The sequence below is a fragment of the Streptomyces sp. AM25 genome, from assembly GCF_058146165.1.
In genome coordinates this window covers 132,394-153,631 of the sequence record NZ_JBKIWN010000009.1, presented here as the reverse complement: position 1 = coordinate 153,631, position 21,238 = coordinate 132,394, and the positions used below count along the sequence as shown (strand labels likewise).

Annotated in this window: 22 protein-coding genes; 10 read left to right on the top strand and 12 right to left on the bottom strand. The window is 72.1% G+C overall.

Features of this window, described 5'->3' with window-relative positions; translation table 11 throughout:
- The first annotated feature begins 218 nt into the window (after positions 1-218).
- Entirely contained in the window at positions 219-1,109 is an 891-nt protein-coding gene (locus ACLHRZ_RS13375; RefSeq protein WP_490418602.1) for an SGNH/GDSL hydrolase family protein, read from the top strand.
- A 43-nt stretch (positions 1,110-1,152) separates the two neighbouring features.
- On the opposite strand, the gene ACLHRZ_RS13370 is transcribed toward ACLHRZ_RS13375, so the two are convergent.
- The 3 genes from ACLHRZ_RS13370 to ACLHRZ_RS13360 form a co-directional block, all read right to left on the bottom strand.
- On the bottom strand, positions 1,153-3,594 hold the full coding sequence (locus ACLHRZ_RS13370) for a beta-glucosidase H (RefSeq protein WP_490418601.1): 2,442 nt from the start codon (positions 3,592-3,594) through the stop codon (positions 1,153-1,155).
- Between the two features lie 80 nt (positions 3,595-3,674).
- Positions 3,675-5,570, bottom strand: coding sequence for a hypothetical protein (locus ACLHRZ_RS13365; protein WP_490418600.1), 1,896 nt, complete (start codon positions 5,568-5,570; stop codon positions 3,675-3,677).
- Between the two features lie 139 nt (positions 5,571-5,709).
- Entirely contained in the window at positions 5,710-7,275 is a 1,566-nt protein-coding gene (locus tag ACLHRZ_RS13360) for an FAD-dependent monooxygenase (RefSeq protein WP_490418599.1), read from the bottom strand.
- A gap of 81 nt (positions 7,276-7,356) precedes the next feature.
- On the opposite strand from ACLHRZ_RS13360, the gene ACLHRZ_RS13355 reads away from it, so the two are divergent.
- Positions 7,357-8,037 (top strand): TetR/AcrR family transcriptional regulator, encoded by a 681-nt coding sequence (locus ACLHRZ_RS13355; RefSeq protein ID WP_490418598.1) that lies wholly within the window; start codon positions 7,357-7,359, stop codon positions 8,035-8,037.
- Positions 8,038-8,099: 62 nt separating this feature from the next.
- Positions 8,100-8,309 carry a hypothetical protein gene (locus tag ACLHRZ_RS13350; RefSeq protein WP_490418597.1) on the top strand — a complete coding sequence of 70 codons (210 nt, stop codon included), beginning with the start codon at positions 8,100-8,102 and terminating at the stop codon, positions 8,307-8,309.
- 16 nt (positions 8,310-8,325) lie between these two features.
- Here the strand turns inward: ACLHRZ_RS13350 and ACLHRZ_RS13345 are convergent, their stop codons facing one another.
- Together ACLHRZ_RS13345 and ACLHRZ_RS13340 are read right to left on the bottom strand one after the other, a co-directional pair.
- Positions 8,326-8,910, bottom strand: coding sequence for a lytic polysaccharide monooxygenase auxiliary activity family 9 protein (locus tag ACLHRZ_RS13345; RefSeq protein ID WP_490418596.1), 585 nt, complete (start codon positions 8,908-8,910; stop codon positions 8,326-8,328).
- Between the two features lie 140 nt (positions 8,911-9,050).
- On the bottom strand, positions 9,051-9,815 hold the full coding sequence (locus ACLHRZ_RS13340; RefSeq protein ID WP_490418595.1) for an MgtC/SapB family protein: 765 nt from the start codon (positions 9,813-9,815) through the stop codon (positions 9,051-9,053).
- 91 nt (positions 9,816-9,906) lie between these two features.
- Here ACLHRZ_RS13340 and ACLHRZ_RS13335 point away from each other — a divergent pair, with 91 nt between their 5' ends.
- The gene (locus tag ACLHRZ_RS13335) at positions 9,907-11,172 is read left to right on the top strand and encodes a PA0049 family protein (RefSeq protein ID WP_490418594.1); all 1,266 of its coding nucleotides are present in this window, start codon (positions 9,907-9,909) and stop codon (positions 11,170-11,172) included.
- 7 nt (positions 11,173-11,179) lie between these two features.
- Positions 11,180-11,896 (top strand): carbon-nitrogen hydrolase family protein, encoded by a 717-nt coding sequence (locus ACLHRZ_RS13330; RefSeq protein WP_490418593.1) that lies wholly within the window; start codon positions 11,180-11,182, stop codon positions 11,894-11,896.
- Between the two features lie 19 nt (positions 11,897-11,915).
- Here the strand turns inward: ACLHRZ_RS13330 and ACLHRZ_RS13325 are convergent, their stop codons facing one another.
- Positions 11,916-12,344 carry an organic hydroperoxide resistance protein gene (locus tag ACLHRZ_RS13325; protein ID WP_490418592.1) on the bottom strand — a complete coding sequence of 143 codons (429 nt, stop codon included), beginning with the start codon at positions 12,342-12,344 and terminating at the stop codon, positions 11,916-11,918.
- 38 nt (positions 12,345-12,382) lie between these two features.
- The gene (locus ACLHRZ_RS13320) at positions 12,383-13,399 is read right to left on the bottom strand and encodes an NADP-dependent oxidoreductase (protein ID WP_490418591.1); all 1,017 of its coding nucleotides are present in this window, start codon (positions 13,397-13,399) and stop codon (positions 12,383-12,385) included.
- A gap of 87 nt (positions 13,400-13,486) precedes the next feature.
- On the opposite strand from ACLHRZ_RS13320, the gene ACLHRZ_RS13315 reads away from it, so the two are divergent.
- Entirely contained in the window at positions 13,487-13,936 is a 450-nt protein-coding gene (locus ACLHRZ_RS13315; RefSeq protein WP_490418590.1) for a MarR family winged helix-turn-helix transcriptional regulator, read from the top strand.
- 49 nt (positions 13,937-13,985) lie between these two features.
- On the opposite strand, the gene ACLHRZ_RS13310 is transcribed toward ACLHRZ_RS13315, so the two are convergent.
- Positions 13,986-14,501, bottom strand: a complete 516-nt coding sequence (locus ACLHRZ_RS13310; protein WP_490418589.1) for an isochorismatase family protein — start codon at positions 14,499-14,501, stop codon at positions 13,986-13,988.
- Positions 14,502-14,708: 207 nt separating this feature from the next.
- Between ACLHRZ_RS13310 and ACLHRZ_RS13305 the strand changes: the two genes are divergently transcribed.
- Together ACLHRZ_RS13305 and ACLHRZ_RS13300 are read left to right on the top strand one after the other, a co-directional pair.
- Positions 14,709-15,305 carry a hypothetical protein gene (locus ACLHRZ_RS13305; RefSeq protein WP_490418588.1) on the top strand — a complete coding sequence of 199 codons (597 nt, stop codon included), beginning with the start codon at positions 14,709-14,711 and terminating at the stop codon, positions 15,303-15,305.
- 63 nt (positions 15,306-15,368) lie between these two features.
- Positions 15,369-15,929: a class F sortase gene (locus ACLHRZ_RS13300; protein WP_490418587.1), complete on the top strand. Its 561-nt coding sequence runs from the start codon at positions 15,369-15,371 to the stop codon at positions 15,927-15,929.
- A gap of 11 nt (positions 15,930-15,940) precedes the next feature.
- Here ACLHRZ_RS13300 and ACLHRZ_RS13295 read toward each other — a convergent pair whose 3' ends face one another.
- Positions 15,941-16,366: an OsmC family protein gene (locus tag ACLHRZ_RS13295; protein WP_490418586.1), complete on the bottom strand. Its 426-nt coding sequence runs from the start codon at positions 16,364-16,366 to the stop codon at positions 15,941-15,943.
- A gap of 53 nt (positions 16,367-16,419) precedes the next feature.
- Entirely contained in the window at positions 16,420-16,806 is a 387-nt protein-coding gene (gene trxA, locus ACLHRZ_RS13290) for a thioredoxin (RefSeq protein WP_490418585.1), read from the bottom strand.
- A gap of 141 nt (positions 16,807-16,947) precedes the next feature.
- Between trxA and ACLHRZ_RS13285 the strand changes: the two genes are divergently transcribed.
- Positions 16,948-17,400 carry a hypothetical protein gene (locus tag ACLHRZ_RS13285; RefSeq protein WP_490418584.1) on the top strand — a complete coding sequence of 151 codons (453 nt, stop codon included), beginning with the start codon at positions 16,948-16,950 and terminating at the stop codon, positions 17,398-17,400.
- Between the two features lie 74 nt (positions 17,401-17,474).
- Positions 17,475-17,885, top strand: a complete 411-nt coding sequence (locus ACLHRZ_RS13280) for an ArsR/SmtB family transcription factor (RefSeq protein WP_490418583.1) — start codon at positions 17,475-17,477, stop codon at positions 17,883-17,885.
- A 75-nt stretch (positions 17,886-17,960) separates the two neighbouring features.
- Here the strand turns inward: ACLHRZ_RS13280 and ACLHRZ_RS13275 are convergent, their stop codons facing one another.
- A complete protein-coding gene (locus ACLHRZ_RS13275) occupies positions 17,961-19,316 on the bottom strand; it encodes an ABC transporter ATP-binding protein (protein WP_490418582.1) in 1,356 nt (451 codons plus the stop codon).
- Between the two features lie 26 nt (positions 19,317-19,342).
- Positions 19,343-21,097, bottom strand: coding sequence for an ABC transporter permease (locus tag ACLHRZ_RS13270; protein WP_490418581.1), 1,755 nt, complete (start codon positions 21,095-21,097; stop codon positions 19,343-19,345).
- Positions 21,098-21,238 lie beyond the last annotated feature (141 nt).

The following is a 21,238-nucleotide window of genomic DNA, read 5'->3' as shown; positions in this document are numbered from 1 at the left end:
CCGCACCAGCTCGCGAGGTGACCAACAGTAAACACCATCGGGAGCAAATCTCCTGAAAAGGGACAGGATGTGACGTGTTGTGACGCAGTGCCGCAAGAGGACGAACATCCGGGACACGCCGGCCACCCGCCCGGGGGAAAAGCTACCGTGCGCACCCCACTCCCGGGTGACGTACCGTCGGTCCCGGACAGATATCACCCGGCCGGAGGGGAACGATCATGCCGCCCACCTGGGGCCGAAGCCCGTCCGTGGCCCTGCGGGCGGCGGCGGCCGCCTCCGCGGCCCTGCTGCTGCCCGTCCTCGCAGGCTGCGGCGGCAGCGGGGGCGAGGAGAAGAGCAGCCGCGCCGCCGCGAAGCCCGAGCCGAGCCCCCGCCCGGCCTGGAACACCCGCCCCGCCTCGATCGCCTCGCTCGGCGACTCCATCACGCGCGGCTTCGACGCCTGCTCGGTGCTCGCCGACTGCCCCGAGGTCTCCTGGGCCACGGGCACCCAGGTCGACAGCCTCGCCCGGCGGCTGCTGTCCTCGCCGGAGACCAGCAGCTGGAACCTCGCGAAGACCGGTGCCCGGATGGCCGACCTGCCGCGCCAGATGCAGGCCGCGGTCGCGCAGAAGCCGGAGCTCGTCACCGTGCTGATGGGCGCCAACGACGCCTGCCGGCCCAGTACGGCCGACATGACGTCGCCCGAGCAGTTCCGCACGCAGTTCGAGACGGCGGTGAAGGAGCTGCGGAGCTCCCTGCCCAAGAGCCAGCTCTACGTGGCCGGGATCCCGGACCTGAAGCGGCTGTGGTCGGAGGGGCGCAAGGACCCGCTCGGCAAGCAGGTGTGGAAGCTCGCCTCGGTGTGCCCGTCGATGCTCCACGACGCCGACGCGCAGGACGCGGCCTCCGACGAGCGGCGCGCGCAGGTCGACCAGCGCGTCGGCGAGTACAACGCCGTGCTCAAGGACGTGTGCAGCCGCGACGGGCTCTGCCGCTACGACGGCTCCGTGCACGGCTACGCGTTCTCCGGCGAGCAGCTCAGCCAGTGGGACTGGTTCCACCCCAGCCGGCAGGGCCAGCAGACGCTGGCGGACATGGCCTACAAGGCCGTCACGGCCGAGAGGTGAAGAAGAGGGGCGGGGCCTGTCAGGGCGGCCCCGCCCCCGTCCGTCAGCGCACCCGCCACGGTGCGCTCAGGCGGCGGTCGGCGATGCTGCGGCCCGCCTCGACCGTGTAAGCACCAGGCACCCGCCGCCAGGCGGACGTCCCCTCGTCCCACACCGCGAAGGCGCGGGGGTCCAGCGCGACCACCGCCTCCGCCGTGCCGCCCGGCTCCGCCTCCACCGAGGCGAAGCCGGCCAGGCGACGGACCGGCCGTTCCACCTCACCGTCCGGTGGGACGGCGAGATAGAGCTGGACCACCTCACGGCCCGGGCGGCCGCCGACGTTGCGGACGCGTACGGTGGCGCGGACGTCCGTACCCTCGCTGCCTTCGCCTCGGACGTCCAACGCCTCGTACGACCAGTCGGTGTAGCCCAGGCCGTGGCCGAAGGCGTACGCAGGAGCCGCGTGCGCCTTCTGCCATGCACGGTAGCCGATGAACACGCCCTCTTCATAAGCGAGTTCACCCTTGTCGGGGACAACGCGCGTGACGGGGGCGTCCGCGAGGGCCGCGGGCCAGGTCGTGGGCAGCCGACCGCCCGGCTCGTGGGTGCCGAGCAGCACGTCGGCGAGGGCCGCCCCGCCCTCCTGGCCGGGGAACCAGCACAGCAGGACGGCCGCCACGCCGTCGCGCCAGGGCAGTTCCACGGGTGCGCCCGCGGTGACGGCCACGACGGTGCGGGGGTTGACGGCGGCGACGCGGGCCACGAGCTCGTCCTGGCCGCCGGGGAGGGCGAGGGCCGTGCGGTCGAAGCCCTCGCTCTCGACGCGCTCGGTCGTGGCGACGACCACGACGGCGACGTCCGCACGGGAGGCGGCGTCGACCGCCTCCCGCAGCAACTCGTCCGCGTCCCGCACGGGTTCGCGGTGCAGGAGGGAGAAGGCGAGGGGGCCGTCGACGGCGTGGACGAGGCGGACGCCGACCGGTTCACCCGCCTTCAGGGCGATGCGGCCGCGCTCGGCCGGGTCGCCGAGGAACGCCTCGAAGGGGTCGCCGGCGTCGGCGGGGCGCTGTTCGCCGTCGAAGAGGACGGTGTCCCCGACGGTGAGCCGGTACGCACCCGTGCCCCGGGTGCCGAAGAGGTGCGGGCCGCTCTCGCGCGGGGTGAACGTACCGGTGATCTCGACGGTGTGCAGGGCGGAACGGTCCACGCCGTCGGGGAGTTCGTCCGCCCACAGGAGCATGCCGTCGGGCAGCCGCGCCTCCCCCAGGACGTGTCCGGCCGCGTCGCGGCAGACCGCCCGCAGCGTGAAGCCGTGGGCGGCCGGGGCGAGTTCGTCGCCGGTCTCCGCGCCGACGGCGTAGGTGAGCGCGCCGTCCGGGAGCGCGGCGCGCAGCCCGTCGAGCGGGGAGACGACCCGCCCGGGGACGACCTGCGCCGAACCGCCGCCCATGATGCGGGCGTCGCGGGCCGCGGCGCCGAGGAGGGCGATACGGGGAGTGCCGGTGAGGGGCAGGGTGCCGTCGTTCCGTACGAGGACGAAGGAGCGGCGGGCGATCTCGCGGGCGAGTGCCGGGCCGTCGTCCTCGGGGGCGGACGGCGCCGGCCGGGGTATGCCGTCGAGGGCACCGGTGCGGGCGGCGAGCAGCAGGACCCGGCGGACGGCGGCGTCGACGGCCGCTTCCGGCACGGTCCTTGCGCGGACGGCGGCGGCGAGCGCGGGCCCGTAGACCGTGTCCGGTCCCGGCATGGCCACGTCGAGCCCGCCGAGCAGGGCGCGGGCGGTGTGGCGGGCGGCGAGCCAGTCGGAGACGGTGACGCCGTCGAAGTGCCAGGCGTTGCGGAGGACTTCGCGCAGGAGGTGGCGGTGCTCGGTCATGGTGGTGCCGTTGACCTTGTTGTAGGCGGGCATGACGCACCAGGGGCGGGCGTTCCGCACGATCGCCTCGAACGGGGCGAGGTACAGCTCGTGCAGGGCGCGGGCGGGGACCTTGTTGTCGACGGTGAAGCGGTCGGTCTCGGCGTCGTTGGCCACGAAGTGCTTGACGGTGGCGGCGACGCCGCCGTCCTGGACGCCCCGGACGTACGCGGTACCGATCTCGCCGGTGAGGTGCGGGTCCTCGCTGTACGCCTCGAAGTGGCGGCCGCCGAGCGGGGAGCGGTGGAGGTTGACGGTCGGCGCGAGGAGGACGTGCACGCCCTTGCGCCGGGCCTCCCCCGCCAGCACCCGGCCGGCGCGGCGGGCCAGTTCCGGCGACCAGGCGGCGGCGAGGGCGGTGGGGCTGGGGAGGGCGAGGGAGGGGTCGTCGGCGGTCCAGCGGGTGCCGCGGACGCCGACGGGCCCGTCGGACATCACCAGGGAGCGCAGCCCGATCGCCGGGACGGCGGGCAGGGTCCACAGGTCCTGCCCGGCGAGGAGCCGGGCCTTGGTGTCGAGGTCGAGGGAGTGGAGGGCGGACTCTATGAGGTCTTCTATGACGTCGTCGTGGTTCCTGTCCTCGTTCGTCATGGGGTCATCGTGACGCCGGTCGGCGGGAGTTGCTCCCCTTGGGGGGTTCGGCGCCTCCGTACCCCCCAAGGTCGGCGGTCTCAGGCGCCGTTCATGGCCTTCGCCGCGGCCTGGGCCGCCTGGGAGGCCTCGATGCCGAGCTTGGCCGTCTCGGCGGCCTTCGCAGCCTCGATGCCCGTCTCGGCCACGGCGGCGTCGTGGGCCATCTGATCGGCCTCCTGCCGGAGGGCGTCGGTGGTGCCGGGGACGTGGCTGGTGGAGCCGTCGCTGTGCTGGTAGCTCGTGCTGGGCGGGGTGTTGAAGTTGTTGCCGTCGATGACGTGACCGCGGTTGCCGTTGATGGTCAGCCCACCGTCGCCGCGCTGGGCGGTGGCCCCGTCCATGTTGCCGCTCCAGCTGTTGCCGGTCGCGACATGGCCCTCGCCACTGTGGTTGATGGTGCCGGAGGTCTGGCTGTGCACCGGGCCGTGGTCGGCGTTGCCGGCGGTGACGTGTCCGTGGCCGTTGTGGTCGATGTTGACGTTCACGGAGCCGTCGCTGTTGTCGCCGACGCTCACGTTGCCGCGGCCGTTGTGCGTGACGTTGCCGGTGACGTCGCCGTGGCTGTTGTTGCCGACGTTCACGTCGCCGCGGCCGTTGTGCGTGACCTTGCCGTCCCCCTTGCCGCTGGTGGTCACGTCGCCGTGACCGTTGTGCGTGACATCGCCCGTGCCGTTGTGGGTCACGTCGCCGGTGCCGTGGTGGGTGACGTTCCCGGTGCCGTTGTGCGTGACGTTGCCGTTGCCGTGGTGGACGACGTTGCCGTCGCCGTTGTGCGTGACGTCGCCGTCGCCGTGGTAGTGGACGTCGCCGTTGGTGTCCTGGGTGTGGCCGTTGCCGTTGTTGCCCTGCGGCTCGGTGTGGCTTCCGTTGCCGCCACCGTGCTGGGCGTGGCTTTCGCTGCCGCCGCCGTGCTCGGTGTTGCCACCATGGCCACCACCGTGACCGCCGTGGCTGCCGATTCCGGCGCCGACGGCTCCGACGCCGGCGGCGACTCCGGCACCGACGCCTGCGCCTGCGCCCGCCTCCCCTGCTCCGGCACCGGCCGCGCCGGCACCAGCGGCGCCTGCGACACCGGCGGCTTCGCCGGCGCCACCGCCGTGGGAGCCGTGGCCGCCACCGTGAGTGCCGTGGCCGCCTTCGGAGTTGCCGCCCTGCTCGGACTTGCCGCCCTCGCTGGACTTGCCGTTGTGGCTGGGCTTGCTGCCCTCGCCGGACTTGCTGCCTTCGCCGGACTTGGCACCCTCGGTGGACTTACCACCCTGACCGGACTTGCTGCCCTCGCCGGACTTGGCACCCTCGGTGGACTTACCACCCTCGGTGGACTTGCTGCCCTCGCCGGACTTACCACCCTCGGTGGACTTGCCACCGTGAGAGGTTTTGCCTCCCTCGGTGCTGTTGCCCTGGCCGGACTTGCCGCTCTCGCTGGACTTGCCTCCGTGAGTGGTCTTGGTGCCCTGAGTGTCGTTGCCACCCTCAGAGGTCTTGCCGCCCTCGGAGTTGCCGCCCTTGCCGGACTTGCCACCGTGGCCGGTCTTGCCGCCCTCGGTGCCGCCCCCGACCCGGTTGCCCTCGCCCGGGAAGCGGCTGTCCTGCGAACTTCCGCCCTCGCCGCTGCCGTTGTGGCCACCGTGCTGGTGGCCGCTGTGGTGGCTGCCGGACTCTCCGTCGACCACATGGCCGTTCGTCGACTCGCCCCGGCCGGAGAAGGGCCGGAACCCCTCCTCGCTGCTGCCGCCTGCGCCACCGCGGCCGCCGCTGTGACCGTGTTCGCCGCCGGGCTCCTCCACCTGGGTGTGCGAGCCGTGGCTGCCGGATCCGTGCTGGGCGGTGTGCCCGCCGACCGCCTGCGCCTGGGCGACTCCGAGGCCGCCGACGGCGGTCGCGGCCATCGCTGCCGTGACGAAGGCCTGCTTGGCATGACGCTTGATGTTCATACGTGCGCTTTCCGTTCAGGGCCGGGAGCCCCTCGGAACCCCCGGCTGACCTGCTGGAAAGCCAACCTCGCCACTGTTGGCGAATGGTTGCAGCAAGGTGGAACGACGAGAAACCTCGTGCAAAGGAACGGCCAAGAGGTCAGTCTCCCTGCCGGGCGAGGACGGCCCGGAGGGTCCCGGCGAGCACCGCTGCCGGGTCCGGCGCGGCGGACCGGCTGCGCCAGGCGACGAAGCCGTCCGGGCGGACGAGTACCGCGCCGTGGGAGCCGATGCCGTGCGCCGCCTCATCGGCTGCGCCGAGGACGTGCGACCGGATGTCCATGCCCACCGCCGCCCGGGCCCACTCCTGGCCGTCGCGGCCGGTCAGGAGGACGAAGGTCTCGCCGTAGAGGTCGAGGGTGGAACCGCCGTCCGCGGTCGGGCAGTGCGGTGCCCGTGTGCCGGGTTGAGCACGCAACTCGGCGACGGGGACCGGCTCCGTCTCGTGGCTGCCGGGTACGGCGGCCGAGGCGTACCGGAAGCCCATCGTCACCGCCGCGTGGTCGAGCAGCTCCGCCTGCGCGCCGCCGGCCATCCTGTCGCCGAACCGGGCGAACGCCTGCTGCATGGCGAGTCGGCCGTAGGGCCGCCGTTCGGCGTCGTAGGTGTCGAGCAGTCCGGGGCCTGCCCGCCCCGCGAGGACGGCCGCGAGCTTCCAGGCCAGGTTGTGGGCGTCCTGGATACCGGTGCTCCCGCCGAACCCGCCCGTGGGAGGCTGGCTGCGCGCCGCGTCCCCGGCGAGGAACACCCGGCCCGAGCGGTACGACCGCGCGACCTGGGCGCCGACCGGGAAGCCGAGCACGGTGACGTCGGTGCCGGGGATCTGGGGCCGCAACGAGACGTCGATGCCGTCCAGTCCGGATGCGTCCCGCACCATCTCCGCCACGCGTTCGGCGGTGAAGTCCGTCACCGATTCGTGCTGCGGGTCGTACCCGGTGCCGAACAGCCATCGCGAGCCCGAGTCGTCGTACGGCATCATCGTGCTGAACGGGCGCGGCTTCTGCAGGTAGACGATGCCGATCCGGCGGCCGCGCACGGCGGCCGAGAGGTCCGCGTCGACCATCGCGGTGATCGTGTCGTACAGCACTCCCGGCCCGTCGCTCCCGATCCCGAGCCACGTGCGGATCCGGCTCTTCGAGCCGTCGGCCGCGACGGCGTAGTCCGCGCGGATCGCTTGCTCGTCGCCGCTCGCGCGGTCCCGGACGGTGGCCGTGACGCTGTCGGCGTCCTGGTCGAGAGCGATCACCTCGGTGAAGCAGCGGACTTCGGCGCCGAGTTCGAGGGCGCGGTCGCGCAGCAGGAGTTCGAGCCGGTCCTGGTCGATCCGCGCAAAGGTCGAGGTGCTGTAGGTGCGGGGGTCCGTGAACGACTCGTGGTGGGGCTCCTCCACCGGTTCGTAGTCGTCCGCGAGCGTGGTCGCCCGCAGCGGCACGAAGGCGGCGTCCTCGCCGTCGGCGCTCGCCTTGCGGATCGCCGGTCCGAGTCCGGCCTGGCAGAGGACTTCGACGGTGCGCGGCGTGATGCCGCGCAGCCGTGGGTGGGTGAGCAGGTCGGGGTGCCGTTCCAGCACCGTCACGCGAACGCCCTTGTGGGCGAGGAAGAGAGCGGCACTCAGCCCGGTGAGGGCCCCTCCGACGACGAGCACTTGCGTCTCTCGCTGGTCCATGTCGCCAGAGTCAACTGCTTGGGTGAACTTGTCAACCAGACGGATGACTAAGGTACTTGAACGGATGGCAGAATCCTGCCCATGACCCCCAAGAAGCGTGTGACGAGCGCGCGACGGGCGCCGGGCGCGCATGAGCGGCAGCGCGACCCCGAGCGCACCAAGGCACTGATCCTCGACGCCGCGACCGAGGAGTTCTCCGCCAAGGGCTTCGCCGGTGCGCGGGTGTCCGCGATCGCCGCGCGGGCCGGCGTGAACCAGCAGCTCATCACGTACTACTTCGACGGCAAGGAGGGCCTGTTCCGGGAGATCGGCCGCCGCTGGCGGGCCTACGAGGCCCGGGAGTTCCCCGACGACATGGACGGCGCCGAGATGATCGAGCGCTACGTACGGGCGAGCGTCGACCCGCATCTCGGCGGGCGCCTCCTCGCCTGGGAGGGCCTCGCCGACACCGGCGAGGACGCCGACGAGGAGGCGGCGGCCGAACGCAACGCACGACTGCGGCACGAGGTGGGGGTGCTGCGCGAGCGGCAGCGCAGCGGCGAGGTCGACGAACGGTTCGATCCGGCTGCACTGCTGCTCATTCAGATGAGCGCGGCGAATGCGCTCGCGGTGTACCCGCAGTTGGCCCGGGGGCTGTTCGGTGCCGATGGCCGTTCGGCGGAGGTGGTGGAGCGCTATGCCGAGCAGGTGGCACTGCTGTTCGGCGGGTGCGGGTCCGCTGTGGATTCTCGCGCCCACGCGGCGGAGCCGCATATCCAATAGAGCCCCGCGCCCCTACGGGGCGCGGACCCGATCAGAGTAAGTGGTCGGCCTTGCCGGCCTTGATGGCGCATCCGCCCGGGCACCGCGACCGGGCACTCCATGCCGCCTGTACGGCCCGGCGGCGGCGACAGCTGCTGCTCGCGATCGGTGTGGTGCGCGAGTGCCGCGGCACCTGGGGTGCCGCGCGGCCCGCCCCGGCGGTGGAGGGGACCCGGATCTGGGCCAACCTCCCCCGCGCCGGGGCGGCTTCGTACGCGGTGCGCCGCTGCTGAGCGCGAGCGTGCCGGCCTACGTCACGAAGTCGACGTCGATGACCTGATAGAACGCGTTGCCCGTGTCGGCGACCTCCCACACGGCGAGGATCACCTGGTAGCCACGGCGCTCGGGCAGCGTGGCGGTGTGCCGCGTGGGACTCTCGGGCCTGAGGCCGTCGCACGTCCAGTAGGGCCGACAGGCGAGCTGGACCTGATGGAACGGCCTGTCCTCGAACTGCGACCGGGCCAGCGGGGCGGACGGGGTCCAGTCGGCTCTGGTGATGAAGTAGTTCCAGCGCCGGGTTCTGTGGTTCTCGGTGAACCGCCAGACGAATTGCTGCGAACCGCCGGAGGTCACCGGTGTCTTGAACCAGTCGGTGTGCGGCTCATCGAGGAGCGCCGAGTGGGGACGCCCGGCGCTGGCGAGCTCGCCGTCCTCGGGCGGAAGGTGGTTGGGGGTGTCGTCGGGGGCGTACGGGTCGGACAGCCCGCCCTTGCTCTGCGGGAAGAACTTGCCGGCTTCCAGGTCGTTGGCGCGCCAGTCGTTGAGGTAGATCGCGGCTCGTGACCGCGGTTCGATGACCAGACCGTGGCGGGGCGTCCCGCCGTAGTTGCTCATGACGTCTCCTCGTGAGGATCGGCAGGGCACTGACACCCGGTGCCCTGCCCAACCCCCCTCCCTTTAAAGGGAAATGAGGGACTCTTTGCCCAATGGGGTGAATAGTGCGCCCGGCGCCGGTCCTCACCCCACCGCTCCGCCTACTCCGTCCGGTCCCGCTCCGACCGCAGGCCGACGCCCAGGATGCCCTCCCAGTCGGTGAGTTCCTCGACCAGCGGGTGCGCCGGCCCCTTGCCCTCCAGGGACAGCACCACGCCGGCCTCCTTGACCTTGCCGTGGCCGGTCCGGTCCTGGGCCTCGGCGTCGATGTGGACGTCCGTGACCTGGAAGCCGTTCCTGGTGCACAGCTCCAGCACCCGGCCCAGCAGGCCGCGGCGGGTCCGGTAGGACAGGCGGAGCTCGACGCGCTGGGCCACCGGGGCACTCGTCGCCAGGCGGCGGGTCACCAGGGGGAAGCCGCGCACCACCAGGAAGTGGACGAGGGTGGCGGCGGCGCCGAGGAGCGGCAGTCCGCCGCCGCAGGACATGCCGACGGCGCAGGTCAGCCAGATCGTGGCGGCCGTGGTCAGGCCGCGCACCGCGTCGCGGCGGACGAAGATGAGGCCGCCGCCGATGAAGCCGATGCCGGAGACGATCTGTGCGGCGACCCGCGAGGGGTCCACGCTGTAGCCGTCGAGGCCGACCACGGAGCCGAAGCCGTGGATGGAGACCTCCATGAACAGCGCGCTGCCCACCCCGACGAGGGTGTGCGTGCGCAGCCCCGCGCTCTTCTGATGTAACTCGCGTTCCAGGCCCACCAGCGAGGACAGCAGCAGCGCTATCGCCAACTCGGTGAACTGACGGGCTCCTTGACCGGTTCCGGGGTCGAAGAGCGGGGCGGGGCCGTGCGCGACTATGGGGAGCATGACGTCGATTGTGGCCGGAAAACCACTGGCCGAAAAGGGGTGTTGTCAGCCCTCTACCATCAACGCGATCACAGTGATTTCCTTCCGCACCATGAGACGCACCAAGAAGACTGTCATCGCCCTGCTGGCCTGCGCCCCGCTCGCCCTGTCCGCACCGTCCGCCCAGGCGGCACAGCGGACCCTCGCCCCGCCCACCGTCGAGGAACAGCGCCTCGACGGGCCCGTCCCGCAGGAGATCCTGCGCCGCAGCGGCTTCGACGACGTCGCGCCCGCCTTCGCCCGCGCCCTCGCGCGCACCCGCAGCACCGCCCAGGCGGAGCGGCTCGCCGCCACCGACGGGCGGCGGCTGTGGCGCCGGGCCGTCGACCGCGTCCAGGGCCGCGGCCCGGCCCGCGGGGACCTGAGCCGGGACGACGACCGCCCGCTGTACTGGGCGCGGCTGGGGATGACGCGCGCGCTGCGCGAGTGGCGGCCGGCGTTCCCGCTGCCGGAGCGGGAGCGGAACACGCTGATAGGGAAGGTCGAGCGCGGCTCGCGCGGCCAGGACGCGATCGACCTGCCGGCGGGGCGCTCCGTGAAGCGCGTGCTGGTCACGGGCTTCGACCCGTTCCAGCTCGACGCGGACGTCCGCCGCTCGAACCCGTCCGGCGCGGCGGCCCTGGCCCTGGACGGCACGACCGTCGACACCCCGTCCGGCCCCGCCCGCATCGCGGCGGCCCTCTTCCCCGTGCGCTGGGACGACTTCGCGGCCGGGGTCGTGGAGCGGACCCTGCTCCCGTACTTCCGCCCGGGCCCGCACCGGGTGGACTACTTCACCACGATCAGCCAGGGCCGCCCGGGCCGCTTCGACGTGGAACGCACCAACGGCGCGTGGCGCGGCGGCTATCCGGACAACGTCCGCCTCTCCCGCACGGAGACGGTCCCCGTCCCGCCCGGCGTGCCGACCGTGCACCCGCAGCCGCAGTGGACGTCCACCACGCTCCCGTACGCGGCGATCACGACGGCGGAGACGGGTCCGTTCCCGGTGTACGACCACACGGCCGTGACCGAGATCCCGGCCGGGGCGACCGAGCCCGTCGACCGCCCGGACGGCCCGACCCCGGGCTCGACGGCCCGCGCGGGCGGCGGTGGCGACTACCTCTCGAACGAGATCGCCTACCGGGCGACGCTGCTGCGGGACGCGCTGCACCTGCGGGTGCCGGGCGGCCATCTGCACACGCCGGTGCTGGAGTTCGGGAAGGACGACACGGACAAGGTGACCGATCCCGATTTCGTCCGGAACCGGACGGCGATCACGGCCCAGGTGAGGGAGGTCATCAGGGCGGGCCTGGCAGCTACGGACCCGGCTCGGTCATGATGGCCGGATGATCATCGCAGCAGCGCAGTTCACGGCCCGGCCGTGCGACATCGGGGCCAACACGGCCCGCATGGCCGGGTTCGTAACGGAGGCCGGGGAACAGGGCGCCTCGCTCGTCGTCTTCGGCGAACTGGCCGTCACGGGGTACGAACTGGAGGCGGTCGCCGCCGACCCCGGGCGGCTGACCCTGGCCCAGGACGACCCGCGGCTCGCGCCGGTACGGGAGGCGTGCCGGGCCGTGGGGGTCGCGGCCGTCGTCAACTGCCCGGGCCCGGGCCTCACGATCAGCTCGTACGTGTACGGGCCGGACGGCGCGCTCCTCGCGCACTACGACAAGCAGCACGTGACGGAGACCGAACTCGCGGCCGGCTTCGTGCCGGGGAGGACGGACGGGCGCTTCGACCTGGACGGCGTCCGGTTCGGCCTGGCGATCTGCTACGACGCCCACTTCCCGGACCTGGCGGAACGGGCCGTGGCGGACAAGTGCCGCGTGCTGCTGGCCAGTTCGCTGTACGGGACGGGCGGCGGCGCTGCGGAACGGATGGCGGTCTTCCCGGCCCTGGCCGCGGACAACGGCCTGTCCGTCCTGCTGGCCAACCACACGGGCCCCGCGGGCCCGTACGACGCGTGCGGGCTCAGCGGGGTGTGGGGGCCGGACGGGGCCGTCCTGGCTGAACTGGGAGGCGGGGAGGGGCTGGTGTCGGCGGAGGTCCCGTTGCCCTGAACCACCCCTCCCCCGGCGCCTAGCGAACCGCCAGCGTCACCTCGATGTTGCCCCGCGTGGCGTTCGAGTACGGGCACACCTGGTGCGCCTTCTCCACCAGCGTGAGCGCCGTGGCCTCGTCCACGTTCGGGATGTGCGCCGAGATGGCGACCTTCAGGCCGAAGCCGCCCTCCGGCGTCTTGCCGATGCCGACCTCGGCCGTGACGGTCGAGCCGGAGATGTCGGCCTTCTCCTGGCGGGCCACGACACCCAGCGCACCCTGGAAGCAGGCGCTGTAGCCGGCGGCGAACAGCTGCTCCGGGTTGGTGCCGGCACCGCTGCCGCCGAGCTCCTTCGGCGGGTTGACGACGACGTCGAGCTTGCCGTCGTCGCTGGCGACACGGCCGTCACGGCCGTTCTCGGCGGTGGCGACGGCGGTGTAGGCGACGTCAACGGGCTGAACAGGCATGGGAGAAACCTTTCTTGAAACCGTCTGGGGTCTGGGCGTCAGAGGCTGACGATCATCTTGCCGGTGTTGTCACCGCGGAGCAGGCCGAGGAAGGCCTCGCCCATGCCCTCGATGCCCTTCACGACCGTCTCGCGGGGCTCCAGCTCGCCGGAGCGCACCCAGCCGCCGACCTCCTGGAAGAACTGCGGGCGCAGCGCCTCGTGGTCGGAGACGATCATGCCCTGCAGGCGCAGCCGCTTGCCGATGACCTGGACCATGTTGCGCGGGCCGGGAGCCGGCTCCGTGTCGTTGTACTGGGCGATCGCACCGCACAGCACGGCGCGGCCGTGCGGTCTCAGGACGGAGATCGCGGCCTCGAGGTGCTCGCCGCCGACGTTGTCGAAGTAGACGTCGATGCCGTCGGGGGCGGCCTCCTTCAGCTGCTCCAGGACCGGGCCGTCCTTGTAGTTGAAGGCCGCGTCGAAGCCGAGCTCCTCGGTGAGGTAGCGGACCTTCTCCGCCGAGCCGGCGCTGCCGATCACGCGCGCGGCGCCCTTGAGCTTGGCGATCCGGCCGACCATACTGCCGACGGCGCCGGCCGCGCCGGAGACGAAGACGACGTCGCCCTCCTTGAACGAGCCGACCTCCAGCAGGCCCGCGTAGGCGGTCATGCCGGGCATGCCCATCACGCCGAGGTAGGCGGAGAGCGGGACGGCCGCCGCGTCGACCTTGACCGCGCGCTGCGCGTCGACCAGCGCGTACTCGCGCCAGCCCAGCCCGTGCAGCACGTGGTCGCCGGGCGCGAAGCCCTCGGCGCGGGAGGCGACGACCTCGCCGACCGCGCCGCCGTCCATGGGACGGTCGAGCTGGAAGGGCGGGACGTACGACTTGGTGTCGTTCATCCGGCCGCGCATGTACGGGTCGACCGAGAGGTGCAGGTTGCGGACGACGATCTGGCCCTCGCCGGGCTCGGATACCGTCGTCTCGCGCAGGGCGAAGTCCTCGGGCTTCGGCCAGCCCTGCGGGCGGGCGACGAGGTGCCATTCACGGCTGGTGGCGGGCAGTGCGGACGACATGGGCGGAGCCTCCTAAAGCTTCACTTCCTGAAACAACCATGCTCCTCGATATTTCATGTTGTCAAGCAAAGGAGTAGCCTGTTACCCATGACGCAGCACAGCCACGACTCCGCCACCCCCGCCGACGCCCTCACGGTCGAGGTGGTCGAACTCATCGGGACGGTCGTGGCGCGCTACCACGAAGAGTACGAGCACGCCGCCTCCCAGCACGCACTGACCGGCGCCCAGGCGCGTGTCCTGGCCCTGCTCTCGCGCGAGCCGCTGCCCATGCGGCGCATCGCCCAGCAGCTGAAGTGCGAGCCGTCCAACGTCACCGGCATCGTGGACCGGCTGGAGACCCGCGGCCTGGTGGAGCGACGGCCCGACCCCGACGACCGCCGGGTGAAGCTCGCCGCTGTCACGGAGACCGGGCGCGCGACGTCTTCGCGGCTGCGGGCTTCGTTGAACTTTGCGCGTGAGCCGCTTGCCGCCTTGTCGGCGGCTGACCGAGCAGTGCTGCGGGACCTGCTCAAGCGGATGCTCGGCATCGACGCGTAGACGGTACGCGCGGGTCCCTTGTGGTTGCTCGCGCAGTTCCCCGCGCCCCTTACGGGGCCACGCGAACCGTCGCAGCCTTGGTCACCGTGCCCAGCCTCGGCATGTCCAGTGTCACCGACGCCCGGTGTTCCTCCGCCGTCATCGCGCTCATCGCGTCCTCGACGAAGACCAGCTCGTAGCCGTGGTCGGCGGCGGCCCGTGCCGTCGACTCCACCCCGAGGTTGGTGGCGATCCCGGCGAGGACGAGGGTGCGCACGCCCAGCCCGCGCAGCCGGTCGTCCAGATCCGTGCCGTGGAAGGCGCCGACCGCCCGCTTCACGATCTCGATGTCGCCCGGCTCCGCGACCCCGGGGAGCAGCCCGCTGCCCGGCGGCTGTTCGGCGAGCCCGGGCCGCTCGACCCGCACGGCCACCACCGGCGCCCCCGCCTTGCGGAACGCGCGCGCCAACTCCGTAGCCCTTCCGGCCACTTCGTCACCACTGTGCGGCGCGAGGGGCAACGCCACGGTGCGTTCCATGAGGTCGACGAGGACGAGGGCAGAGCACTGGGGGTCGATTTCCGTCATGGCCAGACCGTACCCGGCGGGCACCCGGCCCGGGCAGCCTCCCGGCCAGCTCCCGGCCGACGGCAGGTAAAGCTTGCGCGAAACGGCAGGCGGGCGAGGGGACTTCAGGCTCCTTGCCCCACAACTCCCCGATCCATGGGGATCCTTACGATTCCGGTCACCGAGTCCGGCCGGACCGGGTGCCGGAGGGGCTGGTGGTGCGCCACCATGAACCCCATGAGCACAGTCCCCGAGCCCTTCGGCCCGCTGGAGTTCCAGCTCGTCCTGCTGCGCCGGATGGCCGACCACCAGCCGGGACTGGTCGAGGAGGCCCTGCACGAGCTGGGCACCGACCGGTCCGCGATGCGCGAGGCCAACCGGCGCTGGCAGGCCATGCTGCACTCCCCGCGGCGCCGGGCGGCCGGCCCCCGCTACCGCTCCGTGCTCGGCCCGCCCGAGACCGTGACCACGCGCACCGTCGGCGACCTGGCCTTCGAGGCCCTGACCTGGCCGGTGCCGCTCTGGCCCGGCCTGCGCTTCGAGGTGCTGGCCGCACCGGGCGGCGCGGTCTGGAACGAGTGGCTGGTCCGCGCCCCGGCCTCGCGCGGCCCCGCCCTGCGCACGGCCGCCGACCTGCGTCCCTGGACGTGCACGGTGGACGAGGTGGCCCGCGCCTTCGCCCCCGCCCGCCCCATGGAGGGCACGGCCCCCACCCGCTGGCGGCTCTCCTTCACGGCGCCGGACGAGGGAGGGACGGGGCAGGAGTACGTTGCGGAGTTCACGTGGGGGCTCTTCCAGCGGCTCGTTCCACAGCTCGTTCTTTAGACGGAGCCGAAGCTGGCCGATCGTACGAGGCGGGCGCCTGCCGCCCCTCCGTACGGTGAGGCCATGTCCCGCACACGACTCTCCCCCCTCGCCCTGCTGCTGGTGCTGCCGGTGCTACTGCTGGCCGGCTGCTCGCTGGGCGGGGGTACGGACAAGGCGATCGGCGGTCCGGCGCAGGACGAGGAGCCGTCGCGGGTGTCCATACCGTCCATCGGCGTGGACAGCCCGCTGATGCGGCTGGGCCTGAACAAGGACGACACCGTGCAGGTCCCGCCGCCCGCGAAGGGCATGACCGCCGGCTGGTACACCGGCAGCGTCGTGCCCGGCGCCGCCGGAGCCTCCGTGATCATCGGGCACAACGCCACCCGCAACGGCGAGGCCGTCTTCCACGACCTGAAGAAGGTCGGCACGGGCACGGTCATCGACGTCCGGCGCGGTGACGGTGAAGTGCTGCACTTCACCGTCACCGGCACGGAGACCGTCCGGAAGGACGCCTTCCCCACCCAGAAGGTCTACGGCGGCACGAGCGAGAAGGCACTGCGCCTGGTCACCTGCGCGGGCGACCTGGACCCGGACGGGCACCCCGTGGAGAACCTCATCGTCTACGCGACGTTGAAATCCTGACGCGGTCCCGGTTAGGCCAGTTCGGCCGACAACGTGATCGTGGTGCCGGCAAGGGCTTGGCTCACCGGGCAGTTCTTCTTCGCCTCTTCCGCCGCGGCGACGAACCCCGCCTCGTCCAGGCCCGGCACCTCACCGCGCACCGTGAGGTGGATGCCCGTGATGCCCTCGCCCGGCTGGAAGGTGACCTCCGCCTTGGTCTCCAGGCGCGTGGGCGGGGTGCCCGCGCCCGCCAAGCCGTGCGACAGGGCCATGGAGAAGCAGCTGGAGTGGGCCCCGGCGATCAACTCCTCCGGGCTCGTCTTGCCGTTGGCCCGCTCGGACCGCGACGGCCAGGACACCGGCTGGTCGGCGATGCCCGACGAGTCGAAGCTGACGGTGCCGCTGCCCTTGAGCAGGTCGCCGGTCCAGACCGTGTGCGCAATGCGGTTCGTTGCCATGCCACTTCCTTCCGTAGGACGATTTACCGGTCGTATCGTGCCGTATCACGACCTCACTGGTCGTCAGGCCGCTCCGCCTCCGCCTTCTTGATGGACTCCCGGACCTCGTCCATGTCCAGCGCCCGCGCCTGGCGGATGACGTCCTCCAGCGCGGCCTCGGGCAGCGCCCCCGGCTGGGCGAACACCGCGATGTTCTCCCGCACGATCATCAGCGTCGGAATCGACCGGATCTCGAACGCAGCCGCCAACTCCGGTTGCGCTTCGGTGTCCACCTTCCCGAACACCAGGTCCCCGTGCCGCTCGGCCGCCTTCTCGTAGACCGGCGCGAACGCCCGGCAGGGCCCGCACCACGCGGCCCAGAAGTCGATGAGCACGAACCCGCTGTCGGAGACGATCGCGTCGAAGTTGTCCTTGGTGAGCTCCACCGTGCTGCTGCCCATGAGCGCCTTCCCGCTTCCCTCGGCCGTTACCTTGCTCCGCGACCGTAACGGGTCCGTACGGCCGCGTATTCCGGGCAGACGATCGAGTAGCCTGACGCCTCGTAGCCCCGCATTGCAGGGGGCTGTACTCGGGAGGGTCCGATGAACTGTTTCTTTGATCCGTCGCACGGCCAGGGCATGCAGAACGTCATGTGGGCGCCGCAGTGGGGCGTCGTCCGCAACGTCATGGCGTGCACCGCGTGCGCGCAGCGCTGGGCGACGATGCAGCAGCAGGCGGCGCAGGGCAACAACGCCGGTTACGCGCAGCAGGGCTACGCGCAGGCGCCCCAGCAGGGTTACGCCGCGCCCCAGGGCCGTCCCGGCTACGCGCCGCAGCCCGGCTACGCCGCTCCGGCCCAGCCCGGTTACGCCCAGCCGCAGCGCCAGGGTCCCGGCTGGGGCGGCGTGGCGGCCGGTGTCGCGGCCGGTGCGATCGGCGGTGCGCTGATCAACGAGATGATGGACGACGACGAGCCGCGCGTCGTCAACAACTACATCGACAACAGCGAGTACGTCGAGGTCGACAGCGAGAACGACAACGACAGCTGGTTCTGAGCCGGTGCCCCTCCGGGGGGTGAAGCCGTGCAGGTCACAGGAAGATCCACCGTGCACGACCTAAACTCCTCGGCATGGATGCGCAAGCCCACAGGGTGGAACAGGCCGTCGCCGTGCTGAAGGCGGTGGCCGACCCCACGCGGTTCCAGGTGCTCTGGGCACTGACCCGCCGCGAGCACTCCGTGGGCCAGCTCGCGGACATGGTCGGCGCGCATGTCGCCGCCGTCTCCCAGCATCTTGCGCGGCTGCGGAGCGCGGGACTCGTCGCCTCGCGGCGTGAGGGGACGCGGATCTATTACCGGGCCGCCGGGGATCAGGTGCGCACACTCTTGGAGGGCGCGGTGCTTGCTGCGCAGGGCGAGGTGGCTTCGCCGGAGGAGCCTGCCGCGGCGGAATCGTTGCCCGCCGCGGACATAGCCACCGTTCGAGGGCGGGTCGGGGCGGCCGCGCGCCTGCGGCGCGGGCGGCCTGCGGCCAGCGCCTGATTTTGCAGCTGCGGGTTCGTCGTGGCTGATCGCGCCCACGCGGCGGAGCCGCATAATTCAACTGCCCCGCGCCCCTTACGGGACGTCCAGTTCGTACTCCTCCGGGCCCGCGTCGTACGCGTACAGCTCCGCGTAGCGGCCCCAGTCCGTGGCCGTTTCCAGCTGTTCCGTCACCTGTTCGCTCGTGTAGTGGTGGGCCAGCAGGTCGCGGAAGAAGCCCGCGCGTACCGGGCCCGCCGTGCGGTGCAGGGTGGTGACGATCAGCTTGACCAGGGGGGCCGCCTCCAGGACCGCGTCCGCGAAGATCCGCTTGGACTCCTGCACGTCCGCGCCCGCGAAGGCGGTGCCGCGCGGGGTCAGCAGCAGGTCGCCCTCGCGGACGAGGGAGAAGCCCAGCAGGTCCAGTGCGTCGACCTGGGGCAGCAGGTCGTCCACCTCCAGGCCGAGTTCCTCGGCGAGGTCCGCCAGGTCGCAGTGGTCACCGTGCTGCGCGACGATCTCGGCGAGGCCGGAGAGGCCGTCGACACTGGCCCGCGGCAGCGGTGTGTTGGCCAGGGTGCGCCTGGCCAGTTCCGCGGGGCCGGCGGCGGTGCGGCCGGGCAGGTGCGGGGCGGTGTCCTTCTCGCGGCCGGTCATCACCTGGTAGATCGCGTCGATGAGCGCGTCGAACGCGGGCGAGTTGCGGTCGCGGGGACGTTCCAGGGGGACGTCGAAGGTGGCCCTGAGGGTGCCGGGGCGCGAGCCGAGGAGGACGACGCGGTCGGCCATCAGCACCGCCTCCTCGATGTTGTGGGTGACCAACACGACGGCGCGGGTGGGGAATTGGCCGGACTCCCACAGCTCCAGCAGCTCGCCGCGCAGGTTCTCCGCGGTGAGGACGTCGAGCGCGGAGAACGGCTCGTCCATCATCAGCACGTCGGGTTCGACGACCAGGGCGCGGGCGAAGCCGACGCGCTGGCGCATACCGCCGGAGAGCTCCTTGGGGTAGGCGGACTCGAAGCCGTCGAGGCCGATGAGGTCGATGGCCTGGAGCGCCGCCTCGGCGCGCTCGCGGGCGGGCACGCCCCGTGCCTCCAGGCCGAGTTCGACGTTCTGCTGGACGGTCAGCCAGGGCAGCAGCGCGAAGGTCTGGAAGACCATGGCGGTGCCGGGATTGGCGCCGTCGAGGGGCTTGCCGCGGTAGGTGACGGTGCCGGAGCTCGCGGGGATCAGGCCGGCCAGGCAGCGCAGCAGCGTGGACTTGCCGGAGCCGGAGCGGCCGAGCAGGGCGACGATCTCCCCGGCGCGTATCTCCAGGTCCACCCCGGCCAGGACGGGGAGTTCGGCGTCGGCGCCGGCATAGGTCTTGGTGACCGCCTCGGCGGCGAGCAGGACCTCGCCGTCGGCCGGGCGGGGACGGGCCGTCACGTCGACGGCGGGGCTCGGGGCCATGGCGGGGCTCCTTCCGGCAGGCCGGTTCACAGCGAGTACCTGGTCTCGGCGAGGCGGTAGAGCCTGCGCCATACGAGGCGGTTGAGGCCGACGACGTAGACGGACATGACGGCGATCCCCGCGATCAGGTGCGGGTAGTCGCCGCGGGCGGTGGCGCGGGCGATGTAAGCGCCCAGGCCGGTGGCGGTCAGGGTGGTGCCGCCGAAGGTGACGACCTCGGAGACGATCGAGGCGTTCCAGGCGCCGCCGGAGGCGGTGATGCCGCCGGTGACGTAGGCCGGGAAGATGCCGGGGATGATCAGGCGCTTCCAGCGCTGCCAGCCGCGCACCCCCAGGTCGTCCATGGCCTCCCGCAGGTCGGAGGGGACGGCCGCGGCGCCGGCGATGGTGTTGAAGAGGATGTACCACTGGGCGCCCAGCGCCATCAGCACGATGCCGCCGATGTTCAGCGACAGCCCGGTCCTCAGGAAGAACCAGGTGGCCAGCGGGAAGAGGAAGTTGGCGGGGAAGCTGGCGAGGATCTGGACGAAGGGCTGGGCGATCCGGGCCAGCCGCGGCGAGAAGCCGATGCGCACCCCGATGGGCACCCAGACGACGGTGGCGACGGCGACGAGCACGACGACGCGGGCGAGGGTGGCCAGGCCCAGCAGCAGCGGTTCCCCGAAGACGCCGAGCCCGGTGCGGTACCGCAGATAGCCGAGCAGGTCGAACAGGCCCCAGGCGACGAGGCCGCCGGACGCCAGCCCGAAGACGAGGTCGCCGGCCCGGCGGCGGCCCGTGCGGACGGCGAGCGGCCGGTCGTCGGTGCCGAGGAACCGTCCCGCGCGGCCCAGCGCCTCCCCCACGGGCCGGGCCGCGCGGCCGAGCAGGCGCGGCCAGGAGGAGCGCCGCAGGAAGTCCAGCACCAGTGACCGGTGGACGTCGGCGGCCTCGGACTGCTCGTTCTTGAAGCGTTCCGCCCAGGCCGTCAGCGGCCGCCAGAAGAGGAAGTTGACGCCGACGACCATGACGGTCATGGTGCCGACCGCCCATCCGACCTTGCCCAGGTCGCCCTCGGCGATGGCGGTGCCCGCGAACGAACCGACGCCGGGCAGCGCGTACTTGTGGCCGGAGACACTGATCGCCTCGGAGGCGACGAGGAAGAACCAGCCGCCGCCGAAGCTCATCATCCCGTTCCAGACGAGCCCGATGGCCCCGGCGGGCAGTTCGACCTTCCAGAACCGCATCCAGCGGGTGAAGCGGAAGGAGCGGGAGACCTCGTCCAGTTCGTGGGGCAGGGTGATGAGCGAGTGGTAGAAGCCGAACGTCATGTTCCACGCCTGCGACGTGAAGATCGCGAAGATGGAGGCGCATTCGAGGCCGAGCATCGAGCCGGGGAACAGCGAGAGGAAGCCCGTCACCGCGACCGAGAGGAAGCCGAGCACGGGGACGGACTGCAGGATGTCCAGGGCGGGGACGAGGATCCGCTCCAGTCGCCTGCTGCGGGCGGCCGCGTAGCCGTAGACCAGGGTGAAGGCGACGGATGCGGCCAGGGCGGTGAACATCCGCAGCAGGCTCCGCGCCGCGTAGTACGGCAGCTTCGCGGGGTCGGTGTCCACCCTGGCGACGTTCGCCGGGTCGAAGGAGACGGTCGCCCCCTTGCCCACCCTCAGCATCAGGTACAGGCCCACCAGCACCGCGGCGGCCACGACCGCGTCCACCCACGACAGGCGGGAGAACCGCCCGGCCACCCGCGAGGGCAGGGACGCCCGCGAGGCGGCGGATCGCGACGGGAAGGACATCGGGACAACCCCCAGCACACGGCGGCCTGTGTACCGATGATCCGGCATCGGTCCCGCCGCGTCGAGAAAAGGCAGTGCACGGCGGGTGGCCGTCGGGCATCGGGCAGTTTGCCGAGATTCGCATCTGTATGCAAACGGGAC